At 31.0% G+C, this 23,681-nt stretch carries 23 protein-coding genes; 18 read left to right on the plus strand and 5 right to left on the minus strand.

Going from position 1 to position 23,681, the window contains the following annotated elements:
- Positions 1–113: 113 nt before the first annotated feature.
- The 4 genes from E5167_RS13675 to E5167_RS13690 form a co-directional block, all read right to left on the minus strand.
- Positions 114–335, minus strand: a complete 222-nt coding sequence (locus tag E5167_RS13675) for a DUF2795 domain-containing protein (protein WP_136844726.1) — start codon at positions 333–335, stop codon at positions 114–116.
- 158 nt (positions 336–493) lie between these two features.
- Entirely contained in the window at positions 494–1,069 is a 576-nt protein-coding gene (locus E5167_RS13680) for a cob(I)yrinic acid a,c-diamide adenosyltransferase (protein WP_136844727.1), read from the minus strand.
- Positions 1,070–1,133: 64 nt separating this feature from the next.
- Positions 1,134–1,907 carry an O-methyltransferase gene (locus E5167_RS13685; protein ID WP_136844728.1) on the minus strand — a complete coding sequence of 258 codons (774 nt, stop codon included), beginning with the start codon at positions 1,905–1,907 and terminating at the stop codon, positions 1,134–1,136.
- An 83-nt stretch (positions 1,908–1,990) separates the two neighbouring features.
- On the minus strand, positions 1,991–3,847 hold the full coding sequence (locus E5167_RS13690) for an ABC-F family ATP-binding cassette domain-containing protein (RefSeq protein WP_136844729.1): 1,857 nt from the start codon (positions 3,845–3,847) through the stop codon (positions 1,991–1,993).
- A 104-nt stretch (positions 3,848–3,951) separates the two neighbouring features.
- On the opposite strand from E5167_RS13690, the gene E5167_RS13695 reads away from it, so the two are divergent.
- Genes E5167_RS13695 through E5167_RS13715 form a run of 5 tightly spaced genes read left to right on the plus strand, consistent with a single transcriptional unit; the run spans position 3,952 to position 10,060 of the window.
- Complete coding sequence (locus E5167_RS13695) at positions 3,952–4,746, plus strand: polysaccharide biosynthesis/export family protein (protein WP_136844730.1); 795 nt, start codon at positions 3,952–3,954, stop codon at positions 4,744–4,746.
- A gap of 7 nt (positions 4,747–4,753) precedes the next feature.
- Complete coding sequence (locus E5167_RS13700; protein WP_136844731.1) at positions 4,754–7,189, plus strand: exopolysaccharide transport family protein; 2,436 nt, start codon at positions 4,754–4,756, stop codon at positions 7,187–7,189.
- Between the two features lie 6 nt (positions 7,190–7,195).
- A complete protein-coding gene (locus E5167_RS13705) occupies positions 7,196–7,780 on the plus strand; it encodes a sugar transferase (RefSeq protein ID WP_239022006.1) in 585 nt (194 codons plus the stop codon).
- A gap of 7 nt (positions 7,781–7,787) precedes the next feature.
- Positions 7,788–9,080 carry a nucleotide sugar dehydrogenase gene (locus tag E5167_RS13710; RefSeq protein WP_136844732.1) on the plus strand — a complete coding sequence of 431 codons (1,293 nt, stop codon included), beginning with the start codon at positions 7,788–7,790 and terminating at the stop codon, positions 9,078–9,080.
- A complete protein-coding gene (locus tag E5167_RS13715) occupies positions 9,080–10,060 on the plus strand; it encodes an SDR family oxidoreductase (RefSeq protein WP_136844733.1) in 981 nt (326 codons plus the stop codon). The genes E5167_RS13710 and E5167_RS13715 overlap by 1 nt, the downstream gene beginning before the upstream one ends.
- A 188-nt stretch (positions 10,061–10,248) precedes the next feature.
- Here E5167_RS13715 and E5167_RS13720 read toward each other — a convergent pair whose 3' ends face one another.
- The gene (locus E5167_RS13720; protein WP_136844734.1) at positions 10,249–10,614 is read right to left on the minus strand and encodes an endonuclease domain-containing protein; all 366 of its coding nucleotides are present in this window, start codon (positions 10,612–10,614) and stop codon (positions 10,249–10,251) included.
- A 203-nt stretch (positions 10,615–10,817) separates the two neighbouring features.
- Here E5167_RS13720 and E5167_RS13725 point away from each other — a divergent pair, with 203 nt between their 5' ends.
- Genes E5167_RS13725 through E5167_RS13785 form a run of 13 tightly spaced genes read left to right on the plus strand, consistent with a single transcriptional unit; the run spans position 10,818 to position 23,681 of the window.
- Entirely contained in the window at positions 10,818–11,687 is an 870-nt protein-coding gene (locus E5167_RS13725; protein WP_136844735.1) for an ABC transporter permease, read from the plus strand.
- Between the two features lie 2 nt (positions 11,688–11,689).
- Complete coding sequence (locus E5167_RS13730) at positions 11,690–12,958, plus strand: ABC transporter ATP-binding protein (RefSeq protein WP_169301435.1); 1,269 nt, start codon at positions 11,690–11,692, stop codon at positions 12,956–12,958.
- Positions 12,948–13,673: a hypothetical protein gene (locus E5167_RS13735; protein WP_136844737.1), complete on the plus strand. Its 726-nt coding sequence runs from the start codon at positions 12,948–12,950 to the stop codon at positions 13,671–13,673. The genes E5167_RS13730 and E5167_RS13735 overlap by 11 nt, the downstream gene beginning before the upstream one ends.
- Before the next feature lie 10 nt (positions 13,674–13,683).
- The gene (locus E5167_RS13740; protein WP_136844738.1) at positions 13,684–14,592 is read left to right on the plus strand and encodes a glycosyltransferase family 2 protein; all 909 of its coding nucleotides are present in this window, start codon (positions 13,684–13,686) and stop codon (positions 14,590–14,592) included.
- Complete coding sequence (locus tag E5167_RS13745; protein ID WP_136844739.1) at positions 14,589–15,614, plus strand: glycosyltransferase family 2 protein; 1,026 nt, start codon at positions 14,589–14,591, stop codon at positions 15,612–15,614. The genes E5167_RS13740 and E5167_RS13745 overlap by 4 nt, the downstream gene beginning before the upstream one ends.
- Before the next feature lie 48 nt (positions 15,615–15,662).
- A complete protein-coding gene (locus E5167_RS13750) occupies positions 15,663–16,934 on the plus strand; it encodes a glycosyltransferase family 4 protein (protein ID WP_169301436.1) in 1,272 nt (423 codons plus the stop codon).
- Positions 16,924–17,763 carry a glycosyltransferase gene (locus E5167_RS13755; protein WP_136844740.1) on the plus strand — a complete coding sequence of 280 codons (840 nt, stop codon included), beginning with the start codon at positions 16,924–16,926 and terminating at the stop codon, positions 17,761–17,763. The genes E5167_RS13750 and E5167_RS13755 overlap by 11 nt, the downstream gene beginning before the upstream one ends.
- The gene (locus tag E5167_RS13760) at positions 17,760–18,698 is read left to right on the plus strand and encodes a glycosyltransferase family 2 protein (RefSeq protein ID WP_136844741.1); all 939 of its coding nucleotides are present in this window, start codon (positions 17,760–17,762) and stop codon (positions 18,696–18,698) included. The genes E5167_RS13755 and E5167_RS13760 overlap by 4 nt, the downstream gene beginning before the upstream one ends.
- 4 nt (positions 18,699–18,702) lie before the next feature.
- The gene (locus E5167_RS13765; protein ID WP_136844742.1) at positions 18,703–19,908 is read left to right on the plus strand and encodes a glycosyltransferase family protein; all 1,206 of its coding nucleotides are present in this window, start codon (positions 18,703–18,705) and stop codon (positions 19,906–19,908) included.
- Between the two features lie 5 nt (positions 19,909–19,913).
- On the plus strand, positions 19,914–20,822 hold the full coding sequence (locus tag E5167_RS13770) for a glycosyltransferase family 2 protein (RefSeq protein WP_136844743.1): 909 nt from the start codon (positions 19,914–19,916) through the stop codon (positions 20,820–20,822).
- Between the two features lie 3 nt (positions 20,823–20,825).
- A complete protein-coding gene (locus tag E5167_RS13775) occupies positions 20,826–21,827 on the plus strand; it encodes an N-acetylneuraminate synthase family protein (protein WP_136844744.1) in 1,002 nt (333 codons plus the stop codon).
- Positions 21,820–22,980, plus strand: coding sequence for a UDP-N-acetylglucosamine 2-epimerase (neuC, locus tag E5167_RS13780; RefSeq protein ID WP_136844745.1), 1,161 nt, complete (start codon positions 21,820–21,822; stop codon positions 22,978–22,980). Before E5167_RS13775 ends, neuC begins: the two co-directional genes overlap by 8 nt.
- A complete protein-coding gene (locus tag E5167_RS13785; RefSeq protein ID WP_136844746.1) occupies positions 22,980–23,681 on the plus strand; it encodes an acylneuraminate cytidylyltransferase family protein in 702 nt (233 codons plus the stop codon). The genes neuC and E5167_RS13785 overlap by 1 nt, the downstream gene beginning before the upstream one ends.

Consider the following 23,681-nt stretch of genomic DNA (forward strand, 5'->3'; position numbering starts at 1 on the left):
TAGTCTGTGACCAATAGGTTGTCAAAGATACTATTTGTTGTTATGTTTAATTAAAAATAGTGTACAAAAAAAGCCTCGTATGAGACTTTTTTAACTATTTTTTATGGTTTGGTTTAATATTCATCCTCGTTCCAAAGATAATCTTCGTCTGTAGGATAATCTGGCCATATTTCTTGAATAGAGTCATAAGAATCGCCTTCGTCCTCAATAGATTGTAAGTTCTCAACTACTTCTAGTGGAGCTCCTGTTCTAATAGAGTAATCGATTAATTCATCTTTAGTTGCTGGCCAAGGTGCATCACTTAAATAAGATGCTAGTTCTAATGTCCAATACATTTATTACAAATTTAAATTTTTGCAAAAATAATTTTTTAACTGAATAAGACAAGAAAAAATCGAATTATTTAATCATTAATTTATATGAACGTTCAATTTTGACTGTAAAGCTTCTGTTTAAATTAGTTTTACAGATTAATACTTCACCGAATTTAAGCTTAGGAATTTTTTTTAGGAATCCATTTAACTTCATCAGCTTGCAAGTCTTTGGACAATTTCCGTGCCAATACAAAAAGATAGTCAGATAGACGGTTTAAATACATTAATGTTTCTGGTTGAAAAGGCTCTAAGTCGTTTAATGCCGCAGCTAAACGTTCGGCTCTTCGGCACACACAACGAGCTATGTGACAGAATGACACAGTTTGATGGCCTCCAGGAAGTATAAAGTGCGTCATTGGTGGTAAGGCATCATTCATACTATCAATTTCTTTTTCTAATAACTCAATATCTTCAGCAGCTATTTTAGGAATGTTTAATCGTTCTTTCCCACTTTTTAATGTCGCTTTTTCAGGATCGGTCGCTAGAATTGCACCAACAGTAAACAATTTGTCCTGAATGTTTGCTAATATATCTTTAGAATGCAAGTCTATATCTTGATCTCTTACTAGCCCAAGATGCGAGTTTAACTCGTCAACTGTACCGTAGCTTTCTATACGAATATGATGTTTTGGTACTTTGGTGCCTCCAAATAATGCTGTTTTACCTTTGTCGCCTGTTTTTGTGTAGATTTTCATTCTATGAGTTTCAATGTTGAAAGTTTCAAAGTTACAAAGATTTACTCTGAAACTTTTTTAAAATCTAAACTCTAATTGTAAAATGCTCTTTTTCTTGTTCTTTTCTAAAAAACACAAATCCCCAAAAAAAGGTATCAATAGTCACAGTTACTTTTGGATGCTGTTTTATGGCTTCCCAAGCTTCAGTCATGCCTTTTGACCAATAAATATCATCAAAAATAAAAATGGTGTTGTTATGAGTTGTAGGAAGTAATGTTTCAAAATAGTTTAAAGTCGCTTCTTTTTGATGATTACCATCAAAGAAGATGAGGTCGTAGGTTTTGGGAGTTAGATTGTTTATAGCATTAGAAAAATTACTTGTTATAAGCTCAATATTCTGTAATTTTTGCCTTTTGAAGTTTTCCTTGGTGAATTTTGAGATGTTTGCACAACCTTCAATTGTTGTAATATATGCTTTTGGATTGGCTAAACTCATGGCGTGTGTGCCAATACCTAATGAAGTTCCAAGTTCTAGAATAGAACTGGAATTAAAATAGTTAACAAGTCTATAAAGTAACTTAGCTCTTTTTAATGTAGTTCCAGAGTGTTTTGCAATATTAGAAACAGTTCTTTTGTTATTTTTTATGACTTTTGAACCTGCTCCGAAATCGGTAATATTAATTTGAGTTCTATTTTTAAGAAGCTCTTTTTTGTAGGCTTTTAGTTTTAAATAATCTTGAAACTTTGTTTTATCATAAAAGCATTTGGTGACTAAATCATAGACAAAAGGCGAGTGGACACCATGTTGGTTGGTGGAGCTCAAAAAAATTTTTAAATATGCTTTTATTTGAAATATCATAAATATACCTAGTGTTATTGCGAGGAGTGAAACGACGTGGCAATCTTGTTAAAAGATTCCTTCACTACGTTCGGAATGACGGTCTAAGATTCTAGTTTTTCGAGTAATTCCAACCATCGGAATTCCTTTTCCTCGATAGTGTTAATAATGGTTTGTAATTTAGCTGATAGTTCATTGATTTTTTCAGTTGAAAGTGTTTCGTCATTAAACTTTGCTTCTAGCTCTTTTTTATCGAATTCTAGAGTTTTAAGTTTACTTTCAATATTTTTTAATTCCTTTTGCTCATTATATGTAAGTTGGTTATTGCTATCTTTTTTCCATTGTTTTTTTTCTGTCTTTTTTTCGGTGGATTCTTTTGGGATGCTGTCTTCATAGGCTCTAAAATCGCTATAATTTCCAGGAAAATCTTCAATTATACCATCACCTCTAAATACAAATAAATGATCTACTATCTTATCCATAAAATAGCGATCGTGAGTGACCACTATTAGGCAACCTGGAAAATCTAATAAGAAATTCTCTAGTACGTTTAGTGTTACAATATCTAAATCGTTTGTAGGTTCATCGAGGATTAAAAAATTTGGGTTTTGTATTAAAACCGTGCATAAATACAGGCGTTTACGTTCTCCACCACTTAGTTTTTCAACAAAATCGTATTGTTTTTTTCTGTCAAATAAAAAGCGTTCCAATAACTGTTGCGCACTTATTTGTCGTCCTTTTTTTAAAGGAATATAATCTCCATATTCTCTAACCACATCAATCACTTTTTGACTTGGTTTAACAGCAATACCATTTTGAGTGTAATAGCCAAATTTAACCGTTTCTCCTAGAATAATTTTACCAGAATCTGGTTTTAATGTATTTGTAATAAGATTTAGAAAGGTAGATTTTCCAGTACCGTTTTTTCCAATAATACCAATACGTTCACCTTTTTGAAAGGTATAATCAAATTTATCAAGCAATATTTTATTTCCAAACGATTTTGATACCTTGTGAAGCTCGATAATTTTACTTCCCAAGCGCTCCATATTTATCTCTAATTGTACAACATGGTCTTTTCGACGTTTGTGGGCACGCTCTTTGATTTCAAAAAAATCGTCAATTCTGGACTTAGATTTTGTGGTTCTAGCTTTTGGTTGCCTGCGCATCCAATCTAACTCCTTTTTGTATAGTTGTTTAGATTTATTAGTTTCAACTGCTTCACGTTCTATACGCGCTTCTTTTTTCTCTAAATAATACGAATAACCTCCTTTATAATTAAATATTTCGCCTTGGTCTAGTTCTATTATTTCATTACACACACGTTCTAAAAAATAACGATCGTGAGTAATCATAAACAGGGTAATGTTTTCTTTAGCAAAAAAAGCTTCTAGCCATTCAATCATTTCTAGATCCAGATGGTTGGTTGGCTCATCTAGAATTAACAAATCGGGTTTATTTATTAAGGCATTTGCCAACGCTAAACGCTTTTTTTGCCCTCCAGAAAGTTGTGCTACTTTTTGATCTAAATCCTCTAGTTTTAACTTGAATAGAATTTGTTTATATTGTGTTTCAAAATCCCAAGCGTTAAAACGTTCCATAGCCTCAAAAGCCTTTTGATACATGTCTTCATCTTCAGGATTTTTTAAGGCTTTATGATAAGTGCTAATGACTTTTAAAATATCATTGCCTGAGTCGAAAATAGATTCTTCTACCGTAAGTTTGTCATTAAGTTCAGGTTCTTGTGCTAGGAAAGATACTTTAAGTCCTTTTCTGTAAGTAATCTTTCCAGAATCTGCTTCATCTTTTCCTGATAAAATATTTAAAATAGTGGTTTTTCCAGAACCATTTTTAGCTACAAAAGCTATTTTTTGATCTTTATGGATGCTAAAAGATACATTTTCGAAAAGGGTGAGCTCACCATAAGATTTTGATATGTTCTCTACTGTAAGATAATTCAAGTCGCTTTTTTATACAAATAACGTATAAAAAACCAAAAAAAGCATGAGCTGTTTTTATTTTGCTATCTAAAAGTTATATTTGTGTGTAAACAAACCGCCTCAATATGAAGAAAATATATGCTATTTGTGCACTTGTTTTAAGTGTATTAGCGTCTTCGTGTGTTTCTCGAAAAGATACGTTATACTTTCAGGATAAAGGTAACACTACTGATTCATCACATTTAATTTCAGAAGTACAAAAACCTTATAGAATTCAAATAAACGATCAATTAAATATTCGCGTAAAAGCTCTTGACCAAGAACTAGTGCAAATGTTTAATCCAGTAGGTGATGCAAATTTAAATGCTGGTAGTGCTGAACGTGCGTATTTTGACGGTTTTACAGTAGATTTACATGGAAATATTAAAATTCCTACTTTGGGAAACATTAGTGTGTTAGGATATACTACTGAGGAAATTGAAAAAATCATAGAAAAGAAATTATTAGAAGAACAGTTTAAAGAAACTGCCAATATTTTTGTAACGGTTAAGCTGTCAGGTTTGCGTTTTACTGTAAATGGCGAAGTTGTGAATCCAGGTACGGTTACCTTATTTCAAGAGCGCGTAAATATATATGAAGCTATTGCTAATGTTGGGGAAATACCAACTACAGGTGATAAAAAAGATGTGATGATAATAAGACAATACCCTCAAGGGCAACAAATACATCATTTAGATTTAACCGATGTTAATGTAATGAAATCGCCATACTATTACATTCAACCTAACGACATAATTTATGTAAAACCTATTAAACAAAAGTCTTGGGGAACTGGAACTACAGGAGTACAATCGCTAACAACAATAGTATCTGTGTTGTCGTTAGTTACTACAACTATTTTATTAATATCACGAAATTAGTAAGCATATGAATGAAGATTTTAATATTAACGAATTACCTTCTAATTTCGATATTAAAAGCTTTGTATTTAAAGTTTTAAACTATTGGCCATTGTTTATAGTTGCTTTAGCCATTGGCTTTAGTGTTGCTTACTACCAAAACGCCAGAAAGCAAAATATTTATAGTTTAGACTCATTAATCTCGGTCGAAAATGACCAAAACCCCTTTTTTACATCAAACACAAGTATTTCCTTTAACTATGGAGGTGTAACCGATAAAGTACAAACAGTAATAACGAGTTTAAAAACGAGAAATCATAACGAAAAAGTAGTAGATTCTTTGCAATATTATAAGCAGTATTTAACGCAAGGAAAATACTGGATGAATGAAGTTTATAATAATGCGCCTTTTAAATTTGAATTAGATAAATCGCGACCGCAAATTTTAGGGAAACTCATATCTATAAAATTTATTAGTAATGACACATTTGAGGTTTCTGTCAATTTTGAATCTGAAAATGGTACAGGTCAAATTTATTCAACAAAAGAAAAGCTAGGTTTGGCCTTACCACAAGAACCGTTTTTTAAAATGTTTAAGGTAGGGGAAGTAATTAGCACACCTTTTTTTAATGGAAAAATTGTATTAAGAGATAATAGTGAAGCATCTATTAATGAGGAATACTTTATTAATTTTTTAAATTTTGATAGTGTTGTTAACAACTATAAAAACAGCTTAAAAGTAGAAACAAGGCCTAAAGGATCGTCTGTTTTAAGCCTTAGTTTACGAGGTACAAATAAATCTAAAATAGTTGATTATTTAAATGCAACGGTTGAAATTTTACAAAAATCGCAATTAGAGCGTAAAAACTTATATGCTACCAATACCATTCAATTTATTAATGATAGGATGGATATTGTTGGAGAAGATTTAAAAAATGTAGAAGATGAGCTAAATAAATTTAGAAGTCAAAATAAGGTTTTTAATATTGATGAAGAAAGCAATCGTGTTTCTGAGCAACTAAAAGAATACGAAGTAATGGAGAATGACTTAAACTCCAAAATTACGTATTTAAACTCTTTACAAACATACTTAGAAACTAAAACTGACTATACAAAAATTGCTGCTCCAACTAGTGTAGGTATTGAAGAAGCCAATATAGTTGGTAGCGTACAACGCATTATAGACCTGTCTATTGCTCGTCAAAAGTTAGAATATACAACTCGTGAAACTTCTGAGCAATTTAAAAACATTGATAGACAAATTGATGCAGAAAAAAATGTGTTGTTAGAAACATTGCGTCAAACCAAAAATATTTTTAGTGACCAGTTAAATACCCTTAAGAGTAGGATGGGGTCATTAGAATCAACTTTAAGCAAGTTGCCAAAAGACCAGCAAGACTTTTTAAAGATCCAACGAAGATTTAATCTTAGTGAAGAAGTGTTTAATGTGTTTCAAACTAAGCGCAGCGAAGCCGAAGTGGTCAAGGCTGCCAATGTATCAGACATTAATGTGATAGATGAAGCTAAAGACATTGGCGGAGGTTTAGTGGGACCTAATAAACGCTTAAATTACCTTATTGCACTATTTACAGGAATTCTAATTCCGTTTATAATCATAATTATAATTGCGTTTTTTGATAACAGTATTCATAATGTTCAGGACATTGAGCGTTTGTCTAAAGTTCCAGTTTTAGGGGTAGTTGGTAAATATAGAAGCGAAGGTAGCTTAGCGGTCTATAATAGTCCAAAATCAGCTATTTCAGAAGCATTTAGGGCGATTCGTTCTAGCTTGAAATTTATTTATAAAACACAAAAAGTTAAAGGCACTAAAACGGTTATGGTAACATCCTCAATTAGTGGAGAGGGAAAAACATTTTGTGCTATAAACATAGCAACGGTTTTTGCTTTAACCAATAAAAAAACGGTTTTAGTAGGTCTCGATTTGCGTAAACCTAAAATATCTAAAGACTTTAATCTTAAAAATGAAGTTGGCGTTGTAGATTATCTAATTGGTTCTAAAAGTATTGATGATGTGGTACAATCAACACATGTAGATAATTTAGACATTATTTTATCAGGATCAATTCCACCTAATCCATCTGAGTTGTTAATGAGTGATAAGATGGATGTTTTTATTGATAAACTTAAAGAAAAATACGATATTATTGTACTGGATACCCCACCTTTAGGACTGGTTACAGACGCCATAGAACTTGTTGAATATGCCGATGCTACTATATACCTTGTAAGGCAAAACTATACTAAAAAAGATATGCTTGCTGTAATAAACGATAAGTATAAAAAAGGAGAGGTTAAAAACATAAGTTTCGTTCTTAACTATTACACACATAAAAAGCGACAGGGCTATGGCTATGGCTATGGTTATGGCTATGGATATCACGATAACGAAAAAGATAAAAATCTTTTGAGTAGGATAACCTCTATTCTTAAACGTAAAACTTAAACTCTTTTGATTACTAAGTCCCAAATAAAGTTAAAAAGAGGTTTCGATGTATTATTAGCACTTATTCTAATTCCAATTATAATTATTCCGTTAATAGTTTTTTTAATAATCGCTGCATTAGAAACAAAGCAATCAGGTTTGTTTAAGCAAAATCGTGTTGGACAACATGGGAAAATATTCAAAATATTTAAAATTAGAACCCTTAAAAAAGGTAAGCATAAACTTGGGCAACTGGATTCGTATGCAGCTTCTTTTGGAAAGTTTCTAAGGAAGTATAAGTTAGACGAACTCCCTCAATTATTCAATGTGTTATTTGGAGATATGAGTTTTGTGGGACCACGACCTGATGTTATAGGTTTTGCTGATGAATTAGTAGGTGAAAATAGAATAATTTTAAAAGTTAAACCAGGTGTAACTGGTCCAGCAACAATTAAGTATAAAGATGAAGAAGTCATATTAGCCTTACAAGATGACCCCGAAAATTACAATAGAACGATTATTTGGGTAGATAAGGTTGAAATCAATAAAAAGTACGTGAAAAATTGGAGTTTTTACTTAGATTTGAAGTATATACTACAATCAATTTTTTAGCTAACTAATGAATTCTAAAGATAAAATAACCATTATTGGGTTGGGATATGTCGGACTACCTTTGGCAGTTGAGTTTGCCAAAAAGTATCATGTTATTGGGTTCGATATTAATGACACTCGCATAGCAGAGTTAAGGCAAGGAAACGATAAAACACTTGAAGTTGAGGACGATGATTTAAAATCTGTGTTAATTCAAGATATAAATGAAGACAAGGGGCTTTACATTACCTCTAACCCTGATGATTTGGTAGTGTCTAATATTTATATAGTCACAGTGCCTACACCAACAGACGATTTACATAAACCAATTCTAACACCTTTGGTTAAAGCAAGTGAAACTGTAGCAAAAGGATTAAATAAAGGCGATATTGTTATTTATGAATCTACAGTATATCCAGGAGTAACTGAAGATATATGTGTGCCTATTCTTGAAACTAATTCAGGATTAAAGTTTAATCAAGATTTCTTTGCAGGCTATTCACCAGAACGTATAAATCCAGGAGATAAAAAACATACTGTTACCAAAATATTAAAAGTTACGTCTGGATCTACGCCAGAAATAGCGAAACAAATTGACGAGTTATATAAAACGGTAATTACTGCAGGAACACATATGGCACCAACTATAAAAGTGGCCGAAGCAGCTAAAGTGATTGAAAACTCTCAAAGAGATATTAATATAGCTTTTGTTAATGAGTTATCTAAAATTTTTAGATTGTTAGATATTGATACTAAAGCAGTATTAGAAGCTGCAGGTACTAAATGGAATTTTATCAACTTTACACCTGGTTTGGTAGGTGGACACTGTATTGGTGTCGATCCTTATTATTTAGCTCAAAAAGCTATTGAATCAGGATATAACCCAGAAATTATTTTAGCAGGACGAAAAATGAACGACAGCATGGGAAGCTACGTTGCCCAAGAAACTGTAAAAATGATGATTAAAAAAGGAGCAACCATTAAAGGAGCAAAAACATTAGTGTTAGGAATTACATTTAAAGAGAATTGTCCAGACATTCGCAACTCAAGAGTCATTGATATTATTCGTGAGTTTGAAGCATATCATGTAAATGTAGATGTATATGATCCTTGGGCTTCAAAAGAAGAAGTAAAACATGAATATAATTTAGAGTTAATGACTTCTACTTCAGAATTAAAAGGTAGCTATGATGCTGTTATTTTAGCGGTTTCACATAAGGAGTTTTTAGAGTTAGATATTCCTTCGTTAAAATCAGATATAGGAGTCATTTTTGATGTAAAATCATTATTACCAAAACAAATTGTTGACGCAAGATTATAATGTACGAACATAAATATCATAGTAAAGATTTAAGTAAATACTCATTTCTTATTACAGGAGGAGGCGGTTTTATAGGCTCAAACATAGTTGAATACCTATTAAAAAATAATGCAAAACTAGTAAGGGTTTTAGACAATTTTTCTAACGGATTTAGAGAAAATCTTGAAGAATTTTATAGTAATCCAGCATTTGAATTGGTTGAGGGTGATATTCGAGATTTGCAAACTTGTAAGGATGCCATGAAAGATATCGATTATGTATCACACCAAGCAGCCTTAGGTTCTGTGCCTCGATCTATAAACGATCCAAACACCACCAACGATGTAAATATTACAGGATTTTTAAATATGATGGTTGCCTTAAAAGATAGCGATACTGTAAAACGCATGGTGTATGCAGCGTCAAGTTCAACCTATGGAGACAGCCTAACATTGCCTAAAGTTGAGGGAAACATAGGGAAGCCATTATCACCTTATGCAGTCACAAAATACGTTAATGAATTATATGCCGATGTCTTTGGGAAAACCTATAATACAGATGTTATTGGCTTACGTTATTTTAATATTTTTGGACCAAAACAAAGTCCAAAAGGTGCTTATGCTGCGGTAATTCCATTATTTATGGAAGCCATTAAAAACAATGAATCAGCAACCATCAATGGTGATGGCGAACAAACAAGAGATTTTACCTTTGTTGAAAACGCAGTTCAAGCCAATATAAAAGGATTTTTTGCACCAAAAGAAGTAGCCAATGAAGTGTTTAATATTGCTTGTGGTGAACGAATAAGTGTGAATTATTTATGGGAACATATTAATAATGCAGCATCTAAAAGCGTTAAAGCTGTGTATGGATCAACAAGACAAGGCGATGTTAGAGATTCGTTGGCAGATATTTCTAAAGCAGAAAAGCTAATGAATTATAAACCTGAATTTACAGTAAGAGAAGGCTTAAAGATTACTTGGGATTGGTTTAACGGTTAGTACCATTACTAAACGAACATAAAGTATTTTTTTAAACTCCCTTTCTTTGCTGCGCAAATTCATCCCCTCTTTTTCCAAAGAGTGGAGCAAGTATATGATATTATTTATAGATAACCAATTTACTTGTTCCTCCCTTGAATTCAAGGGAGGTGTCCTGACCCCTTTAGTCAGGACGGAGGGTTTACTTATTAACTTCTAAACTGATTCTTTATTTCATTAAATACAGAAGCCAAATTTTCAAACACCATTCTGTTTTCAAACCTTATAACTTTAAAGCCCAATGCTTCCAATTCTTCTGTTCTTTTTATGTCATATTGTTTTGCAATGGCATTGTTATGTACCTCTCCATCCAGCTCTATGATAAGTCGTTCTGAAGCGCAGTAGAAATCTACTATGTAGTTTTTGATGCTGTGCTGCTTGGTAAAACGCTTGCCTTCAAATTGTCTAGCTTTTAAATGTTTCCACAAAAAGGCTTCGGCAGGAGTTAGGTTTTGCCTAAGTTGTTTTCTTAAGGTTTTTAGCTCAGGTTTTGTATGTATGCGTTTTTTAGGCATAGATTAAAATTACGCAATTATTTTTATTTTTTTCAAACTCCCCTTTCTTTGCTGTCGCAAATTCATTCCCCTCTTTTTCCAAAGAGGGGAGCAAGTACGAAATAAACTTTAGGTTAATTAACAGGCTAGTTTTTTATAGGTTCAAGTGCTAAATAGTTCTGCCTGTTTTTACTATATTAGCATAAATAAAATACTGTAACCTTTTGACTACACCCAAAGACGCCCCATGGTTATACACAATATCTTCAAAACACAAACTAATAGATCTTAACTTCAAGGAAATTTGGAGGTATCGCGATTTGTTATTGTTGTTTGTGAAACGAGATGTTGTAACACTCTATAAGCAGACCATATTAGGACCTTTATGGTATGTTATACAACCGTTATTTACTTCAGTAATTTTTACTTTAATATTTAATAATTTAGCGAATATTCCAACAGGAAAGGGTGTGCCAGCCTTTTTATTTAACCTAGCAGGTATTACTTTATGGAACTATTTTAAAGAATGTCTCACGGGAACTTCTAATACATTTACAAAAAATCAAAATATTTTTGGGAAAGTATATTTTCCTAGAGTGATTATGCCTATGTCTATAGTGGTGTCTAACTTGTTGAAATTTGGAATACAGTTAGTTGTCTTTATTGGATTTTATATATTTTACGTATTTGCTAATAATGCAACAGTAACTCCAAATTCAAATCTGATATTATTGCCATTAATAATAGTAATGATGGCATTATTAGGCTTAGGATTTGGGATGATAATATCCTCTATGACCACTAAATATAGAGACTTAACATTTTTAGTGCAGTTTGGTGTACAATTATTAATGTATGGTTCAGCAGTGATGTACCCATTATCTTATTTTGAAGAAAAGCTACCAGAATATTCATGGTTAGTAGAGTGTAATCCCATAGCAATCGTTATTGAAACATTTAGGAACATGACGCTAGGTGTTGATGCTTTTTATGTCGATAAGTTTATATATGCGCTTGTTTTTAGTATCTTAATATTTTTATTTGGGCTCATAGTGTTTAACAAAACAGAGAAAAGTTTTATTGATACTGTTTGATGATGAAAGATATTATATTAAAAGCTGAAAATATAAGCAAACAATACCGACTGGGTTTGGTTGGTACAGGTACGATTAGCCATGATTTAAATAGGTGGTGGCATAAAGTACGTGGTAAAGACGATCCATTTTTAAAAGTAGGTGAGGTAAACGACAGAAGTATAAAAGGTGAGAGTGACTATGTATGGGCTTTAAAGGATATTAACTTTGAAGTCAAACATGGCGAAGTTCTTGGAATTATTGGTAAAAATGGCGCTGGCAAATCTACACTGTTAAAAATACTATCCAGAGTCACGAGTCCGACAACTGGAGAAATAAAAACTAAAGGACGCATCGCTTCCTTGTTAGAAGTGGGTACAGGCTTTCACCCTGAAATGACAGGACGTGAAAATATTTACTTAAATGGTGCTATTTTAGGAATGACCAAAGCTGAAATTCGCTCTAAAATAGATGAAATCATAGACTTTTCAGGATGTGAGCGCTATATAGATACACCAGTAAAACGCTACTCTTCTGGAATGACAGTGCGTTTGGCATTTGCGGTAGCTGCGCATTTAGAGCCAGATATTTTGGTGGTTGACGAGGTGTTGGCTGTTGGTGATGCCGAGTTCCAAAAAAAAGCCATTGGCAAAATGCAGGATATCTCTAAAGGTGAAGGTAGAACGGTGTTGTTTGTGAGTCATAATATGGCGGCAGTTAAGAGTTTGTGTACGAGAGCAATAGTGCTTGAGAATGGAGAAACAACATTTAATGGAGGAGTCGAAGCAGCTATTGATTACTATTTGCAGGGATCAAAAAATGATTTTTCAATTATTGATTTTAAAGATAGGAAGGGGAATGGCTTAGTAAAATTAAAAACAGTGAATGTTTTTGGCTTTAATGAGGATTGTAAACCTCAAACAGGTAAACCTTTTACTTTAAGATTTGAGTTAGAAAATAATCATGGTGTCTCCTGTGATGATATAGATTTTGATATTAGAATTGATGATAACATGGGACAAAGAATAAGTTGGTTAAGCACAAGACTATTTTCAAAAACAAATAATGGAAGTTTGCAAAAAATAGATTTTATAATGGATAATTTGCAGCTTAATTATGGTGTTTATTATGTAACTACATATTTAACTGTAAAAAAAATAGAATCAGATTGGATTCAAAATGCTTTTTCTTTTGAGGTCGAGGAAGGGGATTATTATGGTAAAGGCGCATTTGTTTCGAGTATTCAAAGTAAAGCTTTGTTAAATTTTAAAGTGAATACTCATGTTGATTAAAAAGTTAAAAAGACTTGTAAAGGAATATAGGGAAAATAATAAAAAACAAACTTCCTTACTTAAAGAGCTAGAATGGGCTCATGTTTATCATGATAGTATTAGAGGGTTAAAATATATAGAGAGTTTGCCTATTAATATTGGCAGATGGGCAGGGAACTATTCTTTTTTTTATATTTTAAATAGAGTGCTCAAAGATTGTAGGCCAAAGAGAATTTTAGAAATGGGATTGGGTGAATCTTCAAAGTTTATCTCTACATATTTAAATTATTATTTGAAAGAATCAACTCATTTAATAATTGAGCAAGATTGTACTTGGGTAAAAACATTTGAATCTAGTTTTTTGCTGTCAAATAAATCTAAAATCGAAATATGTGAAATTATAGAGGTAAATATTCAGGGTAATAGTGTTAATATATATAGGGATTTAGAACACAAGATTGAAAATAATTACGATTTTTATTTAGTTGATGGCCCTTTCGGAAGTCCTCGGTTTTCAAGATATGATATTGTCTCTATTGCAAAAAAAATAGACACGCACCACCAATTCATTATCTTATTAGATGATTTTGGTAGACAAGGAGAAAGAGATACATTTTATGAATTGTTGTCTGTCTTTAAATCTAGAAAAATTAATGTTTTTCATCAAACTTATATTGGTCAAAAACAGGTGAAGATAATTGTAACCGAAGAATATAAATTTTGTTGTTCATTTTAAGAGATAAGGTGTGTTATTCTCAATTTTAGTTGCGAATTATAATAATGGCCATTTTTTTAAGGATTGTTATAACAGTATCATACAGCAAACTCTTAATAACTGGGAAGTGATAATAGTTGATGATGCTTCTACGGACAATTCTATTGACGTCATTAAAGAGTTGATTAATGATGATAAGCGCTTTAAATTTTATCAAAACAAAAAAAACAAGGGCTGTGGTTTTACTAAAAGACGTTGCGCAGAACTTGCAAATGGAGAGCTGTTAGGCTTTCTTGATCCAGATGACGCTTTGAAACCGAATGCTTTGGAGGTGATGGTTTTAGCTCATAATAAATTTAAGAACGCCTCAATAATTACTTCTAGGTATGAGATTGTTGATTTACAACTTAATTTTTTAAAAGAAGGTGTTGTTGGCAGTAAGATTCCTAGTGGGAAATCATATCTTACTTTTGGGAAAGGTGCCTTAACTGCCTTTGCAACGTTTAAAAATGAAGCTTATAAAAAAACTAATGGAATAGATCCTTTAATGAAAAGAGCCATAGACCAAGATTTATATTATAAATTGGAGGAACAGGGAGAACATATATTTACAGATATGATATTGTACTTATATAGAATTCATGAAAATAGTATTTCTTGTAATGATAATTTATATAAAGCAAATTACTGGCACTTTTATGCTATTAACAAAGCTTATAAGCGTAGAAAAAAGTTAAAATTAGAAATAGATAATTTCTCTAAGAAGTATATGAGTAAATATCGTTCTAATTATTATTTAAGTCGATTTGAGAAACTAAAATTTTCAAAAAAACATCAAGCAAAGTTTTATTTTTTAGGAAAAGCTTTTTTTTCGAATCCATCACATAAATTTATACTTAAATTTAAAAGCTTCCTATTATTAATCATCGGTAGAATATGAATAAAAATTGTTTGATTTCCGTTGTTTTACCAGTTTATAATGTTGAAAAGTATGTTAGAGAAACAATAGACACTATATTAAATCAAACCATTCAAGATTTTGAAATTATTGTTATTGATGATTGTTCTACAGATAATACATTGCCTATTATTAAATCAATTAAAGACGATAGAATAAGAATAATAGAAAAGCTAGCAAATAAAGGTTTGATAGATAGTTTAAATATTGGTTTTAAGGAAGCAAAAGGAAAGTTTATTGCAAGGATGGATGGTGATGATAAGAATGCACCAAACCGATTTGAAAAACAGTTAAAAGTTCTTCAAGATAACCCAGCTATTAAAGCATGTGGTTGTTGGTTACAATGTTTTGGAACAAATACTAAAATTATTAAACATAAAGAATTTCATGATGAAATAGTTGCTCAAATGTTGTTAAGTTGCCCTATGAGTATGGGCTCAGTTATGTTAGATAGAGAAGCTATAATAAAATTTAAATTTGATGAAAATAAACTGCATGTAGAAGATTATGATTTTTGGTCAAGAGTAGCATGGTCAATTAAACTGTATAATATACAAGAGGTTCTTTATTATTATAGAGTTCATGAAACACAGGTATCAAATAAGTATAAATCAATTCAAGTAGAAGAAGATATTAATATAAAATTGTTTTTGTTTAAAAAGTTGAACTATAATACTGAAATTTTTAGTGATGAATTATTAAAGAAAATATTGTTACTAAACCAATATATTACAATAAATGAATTTGGTAAGTTTAATGAATGGATTAAGGAATTAATATTTTTAAATAGTGAAACTAAAATATTTTCTCAAAAGGAGTTTAAAGAGGTTTTAAATACAATAAAGGAAAAGTTATTTTTTTTAATATACTTCACAAAAACATCTATAGGAATTAAAAAAATATGGAGAGTTAAATCTTTATTTAGGCTAGATTTCCAAGATGTACTTTGGATTCTTAATATTAAAGGAAGAGAAATAGGGAAAAAATATTTAAGGGATGAATAAAAGAAATCATTCTTTTCAAATATTTAACATTCTAAAAATATTTAAATATTGGTTAATCAAAAGCGAAATATTATAAAACCCAAAGAGATAGTTTTTAAAATCGATGAGTTTCCACATGTCTCTGAAACTTTTATTGTAGCTCAAGTAGTTACAGCTATTAAACTGGATTATGATGTTCAAATTATTGCAAAAAAAGTTTTAGGTGTTGAAAATAGTTTGCGCTCTAGCTTAGTTGATGAATATGATTTACGAAATAAGATTGTTCTTGAAGACTATAAAATACCACAAAATAAATTTGTACGCTTTTTTAAATGGATTTGCGTTCTAGCTCTCAATATTAAACATATTAAAAACATTTTAAATTTTTATAAAGAGCAACCAAAATTTAGTTTCACATGGCTCTTTCAATGGGTTTTTTTTAAGCAATTTAACAATGCAGCATTTGTTCATATTCAATATGGAACAAATTCTAAACCATTAGATGCTATAAAAAAAGCTGGAGGATTTAAGCCACCTATAATAGTAACTTTCCATGGTCATGATGCCTTTTTTCCAATTAATGGATATATTCCTAATAATGGGTATTACAATAATTTGTTTGAGGTTGCAGATTTAATAACTGCTAACACATCATATTTAGCAAATAAAATATTAGAATTAGGTTGTCCTAAAAATTTACTTTTCACTGTTCCTGTATCTGTGGATACCAACTTTTTTTATCCACCAACAAATAAAAAGAAATTAAAAGGATCTTTAAAACTAATTACAGTTGGACGATTAAATAAAGTTAAAGGACATAAGTATTGCATTGAAGTTGTTCGTCAATTAAATAATCTCGGTTTAGATGTAACTTTAACCATAATTGGAGAAGGTCCAGAAAGGAAGTTTTTAGAGAATCTTATTATAGATTACGGTATTGAGGATAAGGTTTTTCTGATTGGCAAGGAATCACCAATAGGAGTGCGTGAATTATTGTGGCAACATGACGTTTATTTGTTGACAGCTGTTCCTTTGCCAGATTCTAGACGGGAAACTCAGGGATTAGCTACTCTTGAAGCACAAGCTTGTGGTTTACCAGCTGTGGTTTTTGATTCTGGAGGTGTGAAATATACAGTTAAAGACAAATATTCTGGATTTGTTTGTAAGGAGTATGATGTCAAAACTGTAATAGAAAAGATCGTAACTTTAATAAAAGACCCTAATTTAATTAATAAATTGGGTCATAATGCTGTTATATTTGTAAAGAACGAATTTTCCCAAGAAGTAATTAATGAAAGGTGGAAACTTATTTATGAAAGAATTATAAATAATGCGAAGTGATATTTTAATATCAATAATTATTCCTTGTTACAATGATGCAAAATTCATTGAGCAGGCTATTGATTCTGCTATAAATCAAACACACACAAATAAAGAAATAATTGTTGTAGATGATGGTTCTAATAAGGATACTAAAGTTGTTTTAAAAAGTTTAGAGAGTAAAATAGATAAGCTAATTGCGCAAGAGAATTTAGGGCAAAGTACAGCAAGAAATAATGGTATTAAACAAGCTAATGGTAATTATGTATTAGTGTTAGATAGTGACGATTATTTTGAGAATTCTTTTTGCCAAAAAGCCTTGGATATATTCAATAACGACTCAAATATAAAACTGGTAACCTGTTATGCTAATTTAGTGTTTGAAAAAAAGACTAATAATTATATTTATAAACCAAAAGGAGGTACAGTAGAGAGTTTTTTAACTTCAAATAGTGCATTGGGCTCAGCCATGTTTAAAAAGAATGATTGGAATAGTTGTGGAGGTTATGATGAAACCATGAGAAATGGTCTTGAAGATTGGGAGTTCTACATTCGTTTACTTAGCCGAGGAGGAAAAGCAGAAGTTATTAAAGAGCCATTATACAACTACCGAAAAAGAGAAAACACTACCACAGCTAAAGCTAACAAAGCTAAATACGATTTACTTAAATTTATTTTTGCTAAGCATAAAGATTTAAATATTCGTTATTATGACAGTTTTATGAAGCAGTTAGTATCTAAAATTGAGAAAGAGGAAAAAGAAAAGTTTAAAAACAGAGAGCGAATAGAATTTAAAATAGGCGAATTAGTTTTAAAACCATTTAGATGGATAAAAGCAATATTTAGATGAAAACCACCCCAAAAGTGTCTATTATAATGGCTACTTATAATAGGGCGCAATACATCATCGAGTCTTTAGAATCTATTATAAGTCAAACTTATAAAAACTGGGAATGTATTATTGTTGATGATGGTGGTACAGATAATACCGAAGACATTTTAGAGCCACTTTTAAATAAAGATAAAAGATTCAAGTATTTAAAAAGAACGTCAAAGTACCAAAAAGGTTTACCAGGAAGTAGAAACTATGGTTTAGACGAAGCTAAAGGAGATTATATTATATTTTTTGATGATGATGATATTGCGCATCCCCAAAATTTAGAAATCTGTGTACATGAACTATCAACTAAAGACATTTCTTTTTGTAGATACATTCGAAAAACATTTACAGGAGATTTTGATTATAATTTTGATTACTCAAAAGGCTATACCTCCTTTTATATTGATAAACGAGATATAAATAAAATACTGAAAAACGAACTTCAATTTAATTCGTGCGCAGTCATGTGGACTAAGGAGTGTTATAGCACACATAGATATACGGAGCATTTAAAATACGCTGAAGAGTGGGAAGTGTATGCACGTATTTTAACTTCTGCCGATAAGGGCATTTCTATAAATAAAGCTCTTTATTATGGTAGAAAGCATGAGGTGTCTGTAACAGGAGATTTTGGTAATAGAAAAGAAAGTAGTTTAAAATCCTATGCTGATGCAATAGATTTAGTAATCCAAAACTTAAAGCAAAAAGATTTAATAACAGATGAAATATTGTGTTATTTTATTCAAATCTCATTGGATTATAAAAAGTATAACCTATACGAAAGAATTATTAGTACACTTAATTTAACCGCATTTGAAAAACTTAAGTGGAAAATATTTTACACGCAGTTACCATTGCGACTATACTTTTATAGGATTTATAAATATAAACTAAAGAAAGCCTAGATTAATGAACTTTTTAGTAATAGCACAGGATTTAAGAGTTTCGGGTACTAGCGAAGGTATAGTGTCCCGTTCTTTTTTGGCTAAGCTAAGAATGGCTTATCCAAATGCTATTATTGACGTTTTATATTTAAAAATTCACACAGGCGAAGACGAATTAAATTTGCTTCCTGTAGATTCAATCAATTCTCATAAAATTAGCTTAAAAGCACCATTCCATATTAAATGGTTAAATAGAGTTTCAACTAGATTGTTTAAAGTATCGAGTTATGACAATTATATTCATAAATTATTTTCTAAGCATATAGCAAAAGTTGATTATAAAAAGTATAATCATGTGTTTGTACGTAGTTCTGGAGTTAATCATGAAACAATTTTAGCCTTAAAAAACTTGCCTATTCTAAAAAAGGCAATCTTAAATTTTCACGACCCTTATCCTTTTTTTTGGTACCCTGGATCAAATAGAAAGTTAACAGGAACTGAGGCTTGGAGACTTAAAAAAGTAAGATCAATTGTAAAAGGAGCTAAATCTTGTATCAGTCCATCAAAATTATTATCTAATGACTTAGAGCTATTATATGAATCAAATAAAAAATTACTTGTGTTACCGCATCAATATGATGGTTCCGTTTTTAGTTTAAAAGCAAAAATGGAAAGCCATGTAGATAAAAAGAAAGTAACAATATCTTATCATGGTTCTGTACAATTTGGTAGAAATCTCGATGTTTTATTGGATTCTTATAAAGAGTTAGTTAATGAAAATGCTAAGATAAAAGCTAATACCGAAGTTTGTATTAGGTTAAAAACTAATGAGTTTGAAAGGTTCAGAAGTAAATATTTCAATCACGAAAACATTGTTATTTTAGAAAAAACCGATTTTTTAACATCCTCTTACGAGCAAATGTTTGAATCGGATATTATACTAATTTTAGAAAACGGACCTGAGATATCTAATATTTTAGTTGGCAAAGCACCATTTGTAGATACTTTAAAAAAACCAATTCTAATTTTAGCGCCAAAGGTAAGCGAGTTAAGAAGCATTGTGGAAAAAGAAAAATACATTGCTACATATTCCAATAATGTGGAGATTAAGGAAAAACTTCAAAACCTTTTATTAGACAGGTTAAATTCTAATGAAGAATTATCAGTTTTTGGAAATTACTTTAGTGACGATAATTTTAAAAACCAACTTGAACAAATTCTAGAAAATTAGATGTTTTGATTTTTTCAATTTTAATTACAACATATAATCGCCTTAACGAGCTTAAGATTACCCTGCAATCTTTAGAAGATTTTTACATAAGGAATGATGTTGAATTTATTATTTGTGTGGACGGTTCAACTGACGGAACTTATACGTTTTTAAAAGAAAACTATCCAAAAATTAAGTTGATTAATCACTCAAAATCAAAAGGCCTTATTGCTAGTAGAAATGAATTGTTAAGCTTAACAAAAGCAAAATATGCAATTTCACTAGATGATGATGCCAATTTCCTGTCCGATAATGTTTTAGAGAGCATAGAAGCACTGTTTGAAAAACATCCAAAATGCGGACTACAAGCATTTAGTATTTACTGGGATTTAGAAAAGCCCAAAAACACTTTAAAGCATGAAAAAGTAGAGCGTGTTAAAGGATTTGTTGGTTGCGGTCATGTATGGAATATGGAAGCTTGGAATTCGATTCCAAATTATTCAGTTTGGTTTGTTTTTTATGGCGAAGAGGATTTTGCAGCATTTCAATTATTTAAAAAAGATTGGCACATATACTACAATCCGCAAGTTTTAGTACATCATCGAGTAAATATTAAGCAAAGGTCAACACAAAATGATTATGCCACCAGACTTCGTAGGTCGTTAAGATCTGGATGGTATCTATATTTTTTATTCTACCCAGTAAAATTGATACCAAGAAGAGTTTTATATACGTTATGGATTCAGTTAAAAACAAGAGTGTTTAAAGGAAATTTAAAAGCAGCTTTAGCTATAATCAAAGCTATTTTTGATGTATTGCTGAACATACATAAATTAATAAAAAATAGTAATCGATTATCTTCTAAAGAGTTTCAGGAATTCAGTAAATTGCCAAGTACAAAAATTTATTGGAAACCAAATAACTCCAATTCTTAAAAGATGAGTTTTATAATTGCTGAAATAGCGCAAGCGCACGATGGTAGTTTAGGAACTGCACATGCATACATTGATGCATTGGCAAAAACAGGTATTCACGCCATAAAATTCCAAACCCATATAGCTGCTGCCGAAAGTAGCACTTATGAGCCTTTTAGAGTGAAGTTTTCTAAACAAGACGCAACACGTTTTGATTATTGGAAACGTATGGAATTTACTCTTGAACAGTGGAAGGATTTAAAACAACATTGTGATGACGTTGGTTTAGAATTTATGAGTTCGCCTTTTAGTAACGCGGCTGTAGATTTACTTGAAGAAGTAGGCGTAAGTAGTTATAAAATTGGTTCCGGAGAAGTGACAAATTTTTTGTTGCTAGAAAAGATAGCTCAAGCAAAAAAACCTGTTATTCTTTCATCTGGGATGAGTTCTTTTGATGAGTTAGATGAAGCTGTAGATTTTTTAAAATCTAAAAATGTGGCGTATTCCATTTTGCAATGTACCACCTCATATCCTACAAAACCAGAGCAATACGGATTTAATGTTATTAATGAACTTAAGGAACGCTATAATGTTCCTGTGGGTATTTCTGACCATTCAGCTAAAATAGAAACTTGCATCGCCGCAGCTGCTTTAGGGGCTGAAATATTTGAATTTCATGCGGTGTTTAATAGAGAACAATTTGGTCCAGATGCAACATCGTCCTTAACTATCGATGAAATTAAACAAGTGTCTAAATCAATAAAGAATATAGAAAAAGCATTACAGAACCCAGTTTCTAAAGACGATAATAGTGCTTTTAAAGACTTAAAAACCATTTTTGAAAAAACATTAGCTGTTAATAAAGATTTAGATAAAGGGCACATATTAAAGTTTTCAGATTTAGAAGCTAAAAAACCAGCTAAAAAAGGTATAGCTGCCAAGTTTTTTAATGATGTAATAGGTAAGTCTATTAATAAAGATATTAAGCAATGGGAGTTTTTAACCGATGAAGATATCAATGAGTAAAAGAAAAATATGTGTAGTTGTAACTGCAAGACCATCATATAGCAGAATAAAAACTGCTTTAAAAGCTATTCAGGCACATCCTAAACTGGAACTACAGCTTGTTGTTGCAGCATCTGCTTTGTTAGGGCGTTATGGTAATGCAATTAATTATATAGAAGAAGATGGTTTTAAGATTGACGAAAAAGTATTTATTGTATTAGAAGGAGAGAACAAAACTTCTATGGCCAAAACCACTGGCTTAGGTGTTATGGAACTCGCTAATACATTTTATAATTTAAAACCAGATGCTGTAATAACTATTGCTGATCGTTTTGAAACTATAGCAACATCTATTGCTGCTTCATATCAAAACATACCTTTAATTCATATACAAGGTGGAGAGGTTACAGGAAATATTGACGAAAAAGTACGTCATGCAAACACAAAATTAGCTGACATACATTTTGTAGCTTCAGAGGATGCTAAAACTCGTGTGCTAAAAATGGGAGAAGATGAAAATTATGTCTTCAATACTGGTTGTCCTTCTATTGATATTGCTTTTAAGGTCAATAAAAACAGAAGCTTAAATTTTGATCCTATTGAAAAATATGGAGGTGTTGGTAATAAAATAGATTGGAAAGAGGGATATATAGTAGTGATGCAACATCCAGTAACTACTGAATATAAAGAAAGTAGAGAAAATGTTTACAAAACTTTAAAAGCAGTACATGAATTAGGGCTGCCAACTTTTTGGTTTTGGCCAAATGTAGATTCTGGAGCAGATGGAACATCAAAAGGGATACGGTCTTATAGAGAGGAACATCAACCAGATAATATTCATTTTTTTAAAAATATGAAGCCTGAAGATTTTTTACGTTTGTTATGCAATAGTAAATGCTTAGTTGGAAATTCTAGTGTAGGTATTAGAGAATGTGCATTTTTAGGTGTTCCTGTTGTAAACATTGGCACGAGGCAACATGGGAGACAACGTGGTGAAAATGTAATAGATGTTCCTTATGACGAGATAGCTATTAAAGAAGGCGTTTTAAATAGGTTGGAAATGCAAAATAAAATTACTCAAAATAACATTTATGGAAGCGGTAAGTCTGGAGAAAAAATGGCAGACATTTTAGCTAATATTGAATTAAGATTTCATAAAACCATTATGTATTAATGAATGTTTTAGGTATCATACCAGCAAGAGGTGGCTCTAAAGGAGTGAAAAATAAGAATATAAGGCTTGTTGGTGGAAAACCATTAATAACCTACGCTATTGATACCGCAAAAGAAAGTAAACTACTAACAGATTTTATAGTAACTTCTGATGATGAAGCAATATTAGATATTGCTAAATCTAATAAATCGGCATGTTATAAAAGAGATATAAAAAATGCTCAAGATGATTCGCCAATTGAGCTAGTAATATTTGAAGTATTACAATTTTTAAAAGATAAACAATACGATTTAATTGTTCTATTACAACCAACTGCACCAATTAGAACAGGTAAAGATATTGATAATGTTATTTCAATGTTTCTAAAAGATGAAACATTAAACAATGTTGTATCTGTTGTTGAATTAGAAGATATTCATCCGGCGAGAATGTATAATGTTGATGATGAGTTTAACTTAGAACCATTAAACTCAAAAAATGAAAAAGAGCAAAGACAAAAATTGAGTCCTGTTTATTTGAGAAATGGCTGCATTTATGCTACTACTACTAAAGCTTTTTTAAAAGAAAAGACCTTAATTTTAAGTAATAAAAAAGCATATGTAATGCCACATTCAACATGGGTGAATATTGATACTGAAAGAGATGTATTGTTTGCAGAAACGTTAATTAAACTTTGGAAAGCTAATAAATATAGTTGTTAG

Origin of the sequence: Pontimicrobium aquaticum, from assembly GCF_005047595.1 — a bacterium.
GTDB classification, from domain to species: Bacteria; Bacteroidota; Bacteroidia; order Flavobacteriales; family Flavobacteriaceae; genus Pontimicrobium; species Pontimicrobium aquaticum.